We start from the raw sequence: 9,611 nt of genomic DNA, 5'->3' as shown, positions 1-9,611 counted from the left end.
CGATATGGTCCGCCGCCTCATAATCAGCTTTCGAGATTGAAACATGTTCAAGGGCTCCATCACTGCGCTCGTCACGCCTTTCAAGAACGGTGCCGTCGATGAAGATATGGTTGCCGCGCTTGCAGAACGTCAGATCGCGGCCGGTACGCACGGGCTGGTTCCGTGTGGCACGACAGGCGAATCCGCCACGCTGACATTTGCTGAGCACATGCGGGTGGTTGAAATCGTTGTGGAAACCGCGGCCGGCCGGGTTCCGGTCATTGCCGGAACCGGGTCCAACTCGACCGCCGTCGCCATTGCCAACCAAAAGCGGGCTATGGAGCTGGGGGCCGATGCGGGGCTCGTCGTCGCGCCTTACTATAACAAGCCCAATGCAGAGGGGCTGTACCAGCATTTCTCCGCCATCAACGCCTCCTGCGATCTGCCGATCATTGTTTATAATGTCCCCGGCCGCACGGTCGTCGACATCGATGCGCAGACTGTGGCGCGCATTGCCGGGCTCTCCAACGTGGTGGGAATCAAGGACGCCACCGGCGATATGGCGCGGGTTTCCGAGCATCGCCGCCTGATCGGTGACCGTTTCGTCCAGCTGTCCGGCGATGATCCGAGCGCCCTTGGATATAACGCTACGGGCGGTGTGGGCGCGATCTCGGTTACGTCGAATGTGGCCCCGGAATTGTGTGCGCGTTTCCAGGAGGCGACCCTGCAGGGGGATTGGGAGTTGGCGCGTCAACTCAATGATCAGCTGCTGCCGCTGCACCACGCCCTGTTCACCTCCTCCAGCCCGGGGCCGGCGAAATACGCCATGTCGCTCCTGGGGGTGTGCTCGCGCGAGCTGCGCTTGCCGTTGACCGAGCCGGCCGCGGCCTCGCAGGCGGCCGTGCGTGAGGCCATGGCGATCGCTGGCCTGTTGGAGCCGGCATGAACAAACCGCGTGAGGACGGGGCCGTCGCGATCAACCGCCGGGCCCGGTTCGACTACGAAATCGAGGAAACCTTCGAAGCCGGTCTGGCGCTTGTCGGATCGGAAGTGAAATCCTTGCGCGAGGGCAAGGCCAATATCGCGGAAAGCTATGTCAGCCCGGAGAATGACGAGGTCTGGCTGATCAATTCTGATATTCCGACCTATGGCCCGGCCAATCGCTTCAACCACGAACCGCGCCGCCACCGCAAACTCCTGCTCAAACGGCGCGAGATTGCCAAGCTCCAGGGGGCGGTGGCCCGCGAAGGCCGCACCATTATTCCCTTGCGGCTGTATTTCAACGACCGGGGAATGGCCAAGCTTCTCATTGGTCTGGCCAAGGGCAAGAAGACGGTCGACAAGCGTCAGACCATCAAGGACCGTGACTGGAACAAGCAGAAAGCGCGCCTGATGAAGGAGCGCGGCTAACCCGCGACGGCGAAATTCTTGCGATAGGCCTGCGGCGAAACGCCGAGCAGGCGGGTGAAGCTTCGCCGCATGCGTTCATCGCTGCCAAACCCGCAACGGGTCGCGACTTCCTTGATCGATTGATCCGGGTCTTCCAGGGCCTGGCGGGCGGCGTCGACGCGCATTTGTTCCACCGCGCGGGCCGGGGTCTGTCCGGTTTCCTCCGCATAAATGCGGGCGAAATTGCGCGGACTCATGGCGCAGCGTACGGCGAGCTGTTCGACCCGCAGATCGGCTGTGAGATTATCCTTCATCCAGAAATGCAGCGCGTCGAACCGGCCGGTTGCGGTGCGCGATTGCTGTTGCGGTGCTTCGCTGAACTGAGACTGGCCGCCAGGCCGTTTGACATAGACCAGGAGATGCCGCGCCAGTTCCAGGGCTGTTTCGCGGCCATGATCGGCCTCGACCATGGCCAGGGCGAGGTCGATGCCGGCCGTTACCCCGGCCGAGGTCCAAACGCCGCGGTCCTCGATGAAGATCGGGTCGGACTCGACCTGGCAATCAGGATAGGCCGTGGCCAGGCCTTCGCAGGCATTCCAGTGGGTCACCGCCCGGTGCCCGTCGAGGAGGTCGGCGGCGCCGAGCAAGAACGCACCGGTGCAGGTCGAGGCCACGCGGCCGCACTTGCGGCTGGCCAGTCGGATAGCCCCGACCAGGCGGGCATCGCGGCAGGCGGAGTGGACGCCATCGCCGCCGGAAACCATCAGCGTGTCCATGTCATCCAGCCCGACACCGGCCAGTCGACGGGTGTTCAGGAGGACGCCGGTATCGGTTTCCACCGGACCGCCATACAGGGATGCCAGCACTGTTACATAAGCCTGGTAGCCGAGGATCTGGTTGGCATCGGCGAAGACCTGCAATGGCCCGGTGATGTCGAGCATTTTGGCGTTTTCAAACAGCACGAAGGCGATACGGCGCTGATCGGTCGCGGAGCTGGCAGAAAAGGTGGGCATGAGGCGTTTATGCCAAGATTCACGCCCCGCTTCCAGCTAAAATTCTAAAGGTTGCCTGGCCGAACCAGGCGGCAATTCCTGCCAGCTGCGCAGCGGTGTTTGCCTCTCCGGCCGCAGTTGTCATGGGGCAATTCGGGTGGTGTTGCGGTGTGATCCCGGTCCTGGATCCGCGCGCCATAAGTGCTCAAAGCGCGTCGAGATAGGCCCGGATGCGTGCGAACACGGCGTTGAACATGTCCTCGGTCAGCCGGCCGGTATTGGTATTGTAGCGCGAGCAGTGATAGCTGCCGAACAATTGCAGCGGACCGTTCGGTCCGGGGATCTCAGCCTCTGCCGCGTGGCCAAAACTGACATCCTTGAGCTTCAGGCCGAGGGACCGGACGGTATTGTCATGGGCGATCTTGCCGAGCACGAGTACGGCTTTCAGATCGGGCAGGGCGGCGATGCGGTCGGTGAGGAAGGGGCGGCAGGCATTGGCCTCGGCGCCGACCGGCTTGTTTTCCGGCGGCACGCAGCGCACCGCATTGGTGATCATCGCGTCGACCAGTTCGAGCCCGTCATCGGCGCGGCTGTCATAGGTGCCGCGGGTGAAGCCGTGGCGGGCGAGGGTGGCGTAAAGCAGATCGCCCGCCCAGTCCCCGGTAAAGGGCCGGCCGGTACGGTTGGCACCGCGCAGCCCCGGGGCCAGGCCGACAATCAGAAGGCGCGCACTGTCCTCGCCGAACGAGGCGACCGGAGCATTGTGCCAGTCCGGATAGGTTTTGGCAGTGTCCTCGCGATAGGTCACAAGGCGCGGGCAGAGATCGCAGGAGAGCGGCGGTTCCGGTTGCAGCATTGTCGTTACTCCCGGCCGCGGCCGATCATGTGTTCCAGGTCGTAAAGCTCGATGAAGTTATCCGCGGCCCGGCGCAAATCGTCGGAAATCATCGGCGGGCTCGATTTCAGCGAGGAGATCACGCTGACCCGCGCGCCCTTGTTCTGGGCCGCCCGGACGGCCCGGCAGAAGTCGCCATCGCCGGAGAACAGGATGATGTGATCGAGATAGCTGGCCGCTTCGAGCATATCGATGGCCAGCTCGATATCCATATCGCCCTTGATCCGGCGGCGGCCATGGTCGTCAGTATATTCCTTGGCCCGCTTGCTGATCACCGAGAAGCCATTGTAGTCGAGCCAATCGACCAGGGGTCTGAGCGGATTATAGTCCTCCTGCTCGAGCAAGGCCGTGTAGTAATTGGCCCGCAACAGACGACCGCGCTTGCGGAATTCCTCCAACAGGCGTTTGAAGTCGATGTCGAAGTCGAGTGATTTCGTCGTCGAATACAGATTGGCGCCATCGATAAAGAGACCGATGCGCTCGTCGGGATAAAAGGTCATGGCGCAAAATACCTTTGATAAAAAAGAGCAAAGCAATAAAGAGCAAAATCATGCCGGGCCGATCTATATCGGCTTGGGCGCCAACCTGCCATCGGGAAATCTCAGCCCCGCCGATACGTTGAGGGCTGCAATCACCGCCATGGAAGAGGCGGGATTCCGTCTCGTCAGGCGCTCGAGCTTCTGGACCAGCCCCGCCTGGCCGGACCCGTCCGACCCGCCTTATGTGAATGCCGTCATCGAAGTGGAAACAGCGCAAGGTCCCGACGAGATATTGCAGCGATTACATGCCATTGAAGCAGAGTTCGGGCGTCAGCGCTCGGTCCGCAATGCGCCGCGTCCGCTCGATCTCGACCTGATCGATTGCCGTGGCCTGATCCGCGAAGCGCCCGGGCCGGTTCTGCCCCATCCCCGCATGGCCGAAAGAGCCTTCGTCCTGTGTCCGCTGGCCGAGATCGCACCGGACTGGACGCATCCCAAGTCGGGGCGAGCGCTGGACAGTTTGATCGCAGCCCTGCCGTCAGCCGATTTGAGCGCGACCCGGCTGTTGCAGAATAACTGATCACAAGGCGCAGCTGGGCCTTGTTTTTGTGCGCGTGCGAGGATAGGTAACGCGGTTCCTAGAATTAGCGTCCGTCAAGGAGACTGCGCGCATGGCCCGCGTTACTGTCGAAGACTGCATCGATAAAATTCCGAACCGTTTCCGCCTGGTTTTGCTGGCCGCGCACCGCGCCCGCAATATTTCCGCCGGCAGCGCGCTGACCATCGATCGCGATAACGACAAGAACCCGGTTGTGGCCCTGCGTGAGATCGCCGACGAGACGCTCGACATGGATGGTCTAAAAGAGAGCCTGGTCACCGGTCTGCAGCGCGTGCTGCCGAGCGAAGACGAGGAGCAGGAGAACGACACGGCTGCAGCCGCTCCGGCGGAAGCAGAGATGGAAGCTCTGCCGGCACCGATCGAGCTGGACGAGTCCGAAATGCTCAAGGCCCTGCAGGCCGACCGGGATGGCGCGCCGGACGGCCGCCTCTAACCCGCGTTGAGTTCCGGCGCGACGTCACCCAACTTGGCCTCGCCGCCGCCCGCCATTCCTAGTGCGGACGAGCTGGTTGCCCGTATCGAACGGTATTTTCCGACCGTCGACCGCGATTTCGTGCGCCGGGCCTATGATTTTGCCGAAGAGGCGCACCGGCCGCAGCGCCGTGCCTCCGGCGAACCCTATTTTGCTCATGTTGCCGAAGTGGCGATGATCCTGTCCGAGTTACGGATGGACGTCGCCACGATCTGTACCGGCCTCTTGCACGACACCGTCGAGGACACGCCGGCGACGCATGAACAGCTGGTCGAGCTGTTCGGCGAGGAAGTCGCCAATCTGGTCGATGGCGTCACCAAGCTTGGCCAGATGGAGTTGCGCTCCAAGCGGACCAAACAGGCGGAAAACCTGCAAAAGCTTGTCGTGGCGATCTCCTCGGACGTGCGCGTCCTGATCGTCAAGCTGTGTGACCGCCTGCACAATATGCGCACACTCGACGCCATTTCACGGCCGGAGAAGCGCGAACGCATCGCCCGTGAAACGCTTGAAATTTACGCCCCGCTGGCCCGCCGCATTGGTATCAACCGGGTGTGTGTCGAGCTGGAAGACCTAGCGTTCGAGCATGTGAACCCGGCCGCTCATGAATCGATCACGCGGCGCCTCAAGCTTTTGCGTGAAGAGCATGCCGACGAGGTCGCAGTCGTCTCCGAGGCGATCACCGAGCTGATGATGAAATACGGCATTGATGCGCGTATTTTCGGCCGCGAGAAACGCTCCTATTCGATCTGGCGCAAGCTCGAGCGCAAGGGGCTGACCTTTGACGAGATCGCCGACATCTATGCCTTCCGCCTGATCGTGACCGAGCCGGATGATTGCTACAAGGCGCTCGGCGTTGTGCACCAGACCTGGCGCTGTGTGCCGGAACGCTTCCGCGATTTCATCTCCGTGCCCAAGCCGAACAATTACCGCTCCCTGCACACCACAGTGATCGGTCCCAATAGCGTGCGCATTGAGCTGCAGATCCGCACCGAGGACATGGAAGCGATCGCTGAAAGCGGTGTCGCAGCGCACTGGCGCTACAAAAACTCCACCTATCGCTATGACCCGGACGCGGCCCAGGCGGCGGGTGGCGATCCGCTCGACCGTTTGCGCCCCTTCGTGGAAATCCTCAACCAGGGTGGCGATCCGGACGAATTCCTCGAGCACGCCAAGCTCGAAATGTTCGCCGACCAGGTCTATGCCTTTACGCCCAAGGGTGATCTGATCTCGCTGCCCGCGGGGGCGACGCCGCTGGACTTTGCCTATGCGGTTCATACCGAGCTCGGTCACACCACCGAGGCCGCCAAGATCAATGGCCGTGAACGGCCCTTGCGCACGCAATTGCGCAATGGCGATGTGGTTCAGATCGTCAAGGGCGGGGTCCGTCAGCCGCCGGCCGGCTGGGAGAATCTGGTCATTACCGGGCGCGCCCGGGCGGCGATCCGGCGTCTGATCCGCGAGAGCGAGCGCGATGAATTCCTGCGCATCGGCAAGATCATGGCCGATCACGCCTTCCGCCGGGAAAACCTGACCCTGATCGAGGATGATCTGGGCGATGCGATCAGCCGTCTGGAATTGACCGATATCGACGATCTCTACGAGACGCTCGGCCGCGGCCGGATTACCTCGGCAGATTTCCTTAATGCTGCCTTCCCGGGGCGTCAGGAAGACCGGCCGGAAATCAAGGACCGGGATCTGATCGAGGATGAGAAGGCACGGCTCTACGTGCGCGGGCGGGGCCTGACACCGGGCGTGACGCTGCACTTTGCGTCCTGCTGCTCGCCGCTGCCGGGAGATCGTATCGTCGGTGTCTTGATCCCGGAAAAGGGGGTCGAGATCCACACCATAGACTGCGAACGTCTTGTCCAGTTCGAAGAAGACGAGATGGATCGCTGGCTTGATCTGGCCTGGACGCCGGAAGCGGAAGGCAGTGCCGTCTCCATGGCCCGCATTCTCGCCGTGCTTCACAACGAGCCGGGCGCGCTGGCCGAGGTCGCCAAGATCGCCGGTGAGAACCGGGCCAATATTGCCAATGTCCGCACCCTGAACCGGGCGCCGGACTTTTTTGAAATGCTGTTTGACGTCGAAGTGTTCGACACCCGCCACCTGGCCAATGTGCTGGCCGCGCTGCGCATGAGCCAGGTCGTAGTCTCCGCCGAGCGGATGCGGGCCGAACTGGAAGATATTGAAGTGGACGAGTTATGACCCGCGACGAAGTGCTTGATGAATTCCGCGCCGCCGGCGCGCTTCTGGAAGGCCATTTCATCCTGTCTTCCGGCCTGCGCAGCCCGGTCTTCCTGCAAAAGGCCAAGGTCTTTGCCGAACCGGCACGCACGGAACGCCTGTGCAAGGCGCTGGCGGAGAAGGTTCGCGCCGAGCTCGATATCGAGCCGACCGTAATCGTTTCGCCCGCTGTCGGCGGTATTGTGCCGGGCTATGAAACGGCGCGGCATATGGGCCTGAAGGCGCTTTACGTTGAGCGTCAGGACGGCGAGTTCACCCTGCGCCGGGGATTTGAACTGTCCAAGGATGACAAGGTCCTGGTCATCGAGGACATCGTGACGACCGGCCTGTCCTCGCGCGAATGCATTGACGCCATCAACGCCACCGGTGCCACCGTGATCGCGGAAGGCTGCCTGGTCGACCGCTCCGGCGGTGAAGCCGATGTCGGCGTGCCTTTGATCTCCCTGGCCCAGTACAAGGTGCCGGCCTATGAGGCCGACAAGCTGCCGCCGGAACTGGCCGCCATTCCCGCCATCAAGCCGGGTAGCCGGGGGCTCGTCTGATCATGCGCCTCGGCGTCAATATCGATCACGTCGCCACCATCCGGAATGCGCGTGGTGGAGCCCATCCTGACCCGGTTCGCGCGGCCCGTCAGGCCGCTGAAAGCGGCGCCGACGGCATCACCGCGCACCTGCGCGAAGACCGCCGCCATATCACGGATGAGGATATCGACCGGCTGATGGCCGAGATCGAACTGCCACTCAATCTGGAAATGGCAGCGACCGAGGAAATGCTCGAGATCGCCCTGCGTCACAAACCGCATGCGGTCTGCCTGGTGCCGGAAAAGCGCGAGGAGCGCACCACCGAGGGCGGGCTCGATGTCGCCGCCGGTCATAATCATATCGCCCCCTTCGTCAGCCGCCTGTCCGATGCGGGCTGCCGCGTTTCGCTTTTCATTGAGGCAGACCCGGTCCAGATTGCGGTCGCCGAAGCCATGGGTGCGGCTGTGGTCGAGCTGCATACCGGCGCCTATTGCGAGGCCGCTCTGCGCGGCGATGACGAGGCCGTTGCCGGGCATATGGAATTACTGCGCGCGGGAGCAGCTGAAGCGCACCGCCGCGGCCTGGAAGTGCATGCCGGTCACGGCCTGACCTATGACACGGTCAAGCCGATTGCCGCCATTCCGGAGCTGGTCGAGCTGAATATCGGCCACTTCCTGATCGGTGAAGCGATCTTCCGCGGTCTGCGTGAAGCGGTGACGACGATGCGTGGGCTGATCGCCGAGGCGCGGGCATGATCATCGGCCTCGGCTCCGACCTGATGGATATTCGCCGCATCGAGCGGTCGCTCGACCGGTTCGGCGACCGTTTCGTGCAACGTGTCTTTACCGAGATCGAACAGGCCAAGTCCGACAAGCGTCGCATGCGTGCGGCCAGCTATGCAAAGCGTTTCGCCGCCAAGGAAGCGGGCGCCAAGGCGCTCGGCACAGGGATCGCCCGCGGTGTGTCGTGGAAAGAGATTGGTGTCGTCAATCTGCCCGGCGGCAAGCCGACGCTCGAGTTCAAAGGCCGGGCTTTGGAGCGTGTGGCGGACCTGACCCCGGAAGGCATGGAAGCCTTCACCCATATCACCATTACCGATGATCACCCCTGGGCCCAGGCCTTTGTGGTCATCGAGGCGCGGCCGATCGGAGGCTGGCGTGTCTAATCCGATCAAGGCGCTGGAACAGCGCATTGGCTATACTTTCACCGATCGCGAACTGATCGAACGGGCGCTGACCCATTCCAGTTTCGGTGAAGGCCGCAAGACCGCACGCAATTACGAGCGGCTTGAATTCCTCGGTGACCGGGTTCTGGGCCTGATGACGGCAGAGGCCCTGTTCCGCATGTTCGAAGGCGCCGATGAGGGCGCTTTGGCGCCGCGGCTCAATGCCCTGGTTCGCAAGGAAACCTGCGCCGACGTGGCCCGCGCAGCCGAGCTGGGCAAAGCCCTGCGCATGGGGCGCTCGGAAGAGACCGGCGGCGGGCGCAACAAAACCTCCATCCTGGGCGATGCCTGCGAAAGCCTGATCGCAGCGATTTATCTCGATGGCGGTCGCGAGGCCGTGCAGGTTTTCTACGACAAGTATTGGGGCCCGAAAATCGAGGCCCTGCGGCACAAGCCCAAGGATGCCAAGTCTGCCCTTCAGGAATGGGCCGCCAAGGCGGGTCATACGCCGCCGAAATACCGCCTGACCGAACGCTCCGGGCCGGATCATCGTCCGATCTTCACCGTTGAGGTCACAGTCGGATCGCTCGATGCTGCGGAAGGTGAGGGGCGATCAAAACAAATGGCCGAACGTGAGGCCGCAGAAGCGCTGATGGCGCGGGAGGGCGTGGATGTCCGATAATCAGGAACGCCGTTGCGGCTTTGTCGCCGTCATTGGCTCGCCCAATGCCGGCAAGTCGACCCTGGTCAATGCACTGGTCGGCGAAAAGGTCACCATCGTCACCCACAAGGTCCAGACCACGCGCTTTTCCGTGCGCGGTGTGGCGCTGGAAGGGGCGACGCAGATCGTGCTTGT

Annotated in this window: 13 protein-coding genes; 10 read left to right on the top strand and 3 right to left on the bottom strand. The window is 62.7% G+C overall.

What is annotated here, in order from left to right; all coding sequences use genetic code 11:
* Positions 1–43 precede the first annotated feature (43 nt).
* Together dapA and smpB are read left to right on the top strand one after the other, a co-directional pair.
* Positions 44–925, top strand: coding sequence for a 4-hydroxy-tetrahydrodipicolinate synthase (dapA, locus tag Q1V57_RS07580; RefSeq protein WP_300529287.1), 882 nt, complete (start codon positions 44–46; stop codon positions 923–925).
* A complete protein-coding gene (smpB, locus tag Q1V57_RS07575) occupies positions 922–1,389 on the top strand; it encodes an SsrA-binding protein SmpB (RefSeq protein WP_300529285.1) in 468 nt (155 codons plus the stop codon). The genes dapA and smpB overlap by 4 nt, the downstream gene beginning before the upstream one ends.
* On the opposite strand, the gene Q1V57_RS07570 is transcribed toward smpB, so the two are convergent.
* From Q1V57_RS07570 to Q1V57_RS07560, 3 genes are all read right to left on the bottom strand, one after another.
* Positions 1,386–2,381 carry a GlxA family transcriptional regulator gene (locus Q1V57_RS07570; protein ID WP_300529283.1) on the bottom strand — a complete coding sequence of 332 codons (996 nt, stop codon included), beginning with the start codon at positions 2,379–2,381 and terminating at the stop codon, positions 1,386–1,388. The two genes, smpB and Q1V57_RS07570, sit on opposite strands and share 4 nt — an antisense overlap.
* Before the next feature lie 184 nt (positions 2,382–2,565).
* The gene (locus Q1V57_RS07565; protein WP_300529282.1) at positions 2,566–3,216 is read right to left on the bottom strand and encodes a uracil-DNA glycosylase; all 651 of its coding nucleotides are present in this window, start codon (positions 3,214–3,216) and stop codon (positions 2,566–2,568) included.
* A gap of 5 nt (positions 3,217–3,221) precedes the next feature.
* Positions 3,222–3,755 (bottom strand): NYN domain-containing protein, encoded by a 534-nt coding sequence (locus Q1V57_RS07560; RefSeq protein WP_300529280.1) that lies wholly within the window; start codon positions 3,753–3,755, stop codon positions 3,222–3,224.
* Here Q1V57_RS07560 and folK point away from each other — a divergent pair.
* From folK to Q1V57_RS07520, 8 genes are all read left to right on the top strand, one after another.
* Complete coding sequence (gene folK, locus Q1V57_RS07555; RefSeq protein ID WP_300529279.1) at positions 3,754–4,314, top strand: 2-amino-4-hydroxy-6-hydroxymethyldihydropteridine diphosphokinase; 561 nt, start codon at positions 3,754–3,756, stop codon at positions 4,312–4,314. The genes Q1V57_RS07560 and folK overlap by 2 nt on opposite strands.
* Positions 4,315–4,405: 91 nt before the next feature.
* Entirely contained in the window at positions 4,406–4,786 is a 381-nt protein-coding gene (rpoZ, locus tag Q1V57_RS07550; protein ID WP_300529278.1) for a DNA-directed RNA polymerase subunit omega, read from the top strand.
* Between the two features lie 33 nt (positions 4,787–4,819).
* On the top strand, positions 4,820–7,030 hold the full coding sequence (locus Q1V57_RS07545; protein ID WP_300529277.1) for a bifunctional (p)ppGpp synthetase/guanosine-3',5'-bis(diphosphate) 3'-pyrophosphohydrolase: 2,211 nt from the start codon (positions 4,820–4,822) through the stop codon (positions 7,028–7,030).
* Positions 7,027–7,611 carry an orotate phosphoribosyltransferase gene (gene pyrE, locus Q1V57_RS07540; protein ID WP_300529276.1) on the top strand — a complete coding sequence of 195 codons (585 nt, stop codon included), beginning with the start codon at positions 7,027–7,029 and terminating at the stop codon, positions 7,609–7,611. Before Q1V57_RS07545 ends, pyrE begins: the two co-directional genes overlap by 4 nt.
* 2 nt (positions 7,612–7,613) lie before the next feature.
* Positions 7,614–8,345, top strand: a complete 732-nt coding sequence (locus Q1V57_RS07535; RefSeq protein ID WP_300529274.1) for a pyridoxine 5'-phosphate synthase — start codon at positions 7,614–7,616, stop codon at positions 8,343–8,345.
* Positions 8,342–8,755, top strand: coding sequence for a holo-ACP synthase (gene acpS, locus Q1V57_RS07530; RefSeq protein ID WP_300529272.1), 414 nt, complete (start codon positions 8,342–8,344; stop codon positions 8,753–8,755). The genes Q1V57_RS07535 and acpS overlap by 4 nt, the downstream gene beginning before the upstream one ends.
* Positions 8,748–9,437 carry a ribonuclease III gene (gene rnc, locus Q1V57_RS07525; protein ID WP_300529270.1) on the top strand — a complete coding sequence of 230 codons (690 nt, stop codon included), beginning with the start codon at positions 8,748–8,750 and terminating at the stop codon, positions 9,435–9,437. The genes acpS and rnc overlap by 8 nt, the downstream gene beginning before the upstream one ends.
* The coding region (locus Q1V57_RS07520; protein ID WP_300529268.1) for a GTPase at positions 9,427–9,611 on the top strand (185 nt) is incomplete at its 3' end. The genes rnc and Q1V57_RS07520, both read left to right, overlap by 11 nt.

This window comes from Maricaulis sp. (assembly GCF_030149425.1).
Taxonomy (GTDB): domain Bacteria; phylum Pseudomonadota; class Alphaproteobacteria; order Caulobacterales; family Maricaulaceae; genus Maricaulis.
This window is presented reverse-complemented; position numbering and strand designations above follow the sequence as displayed.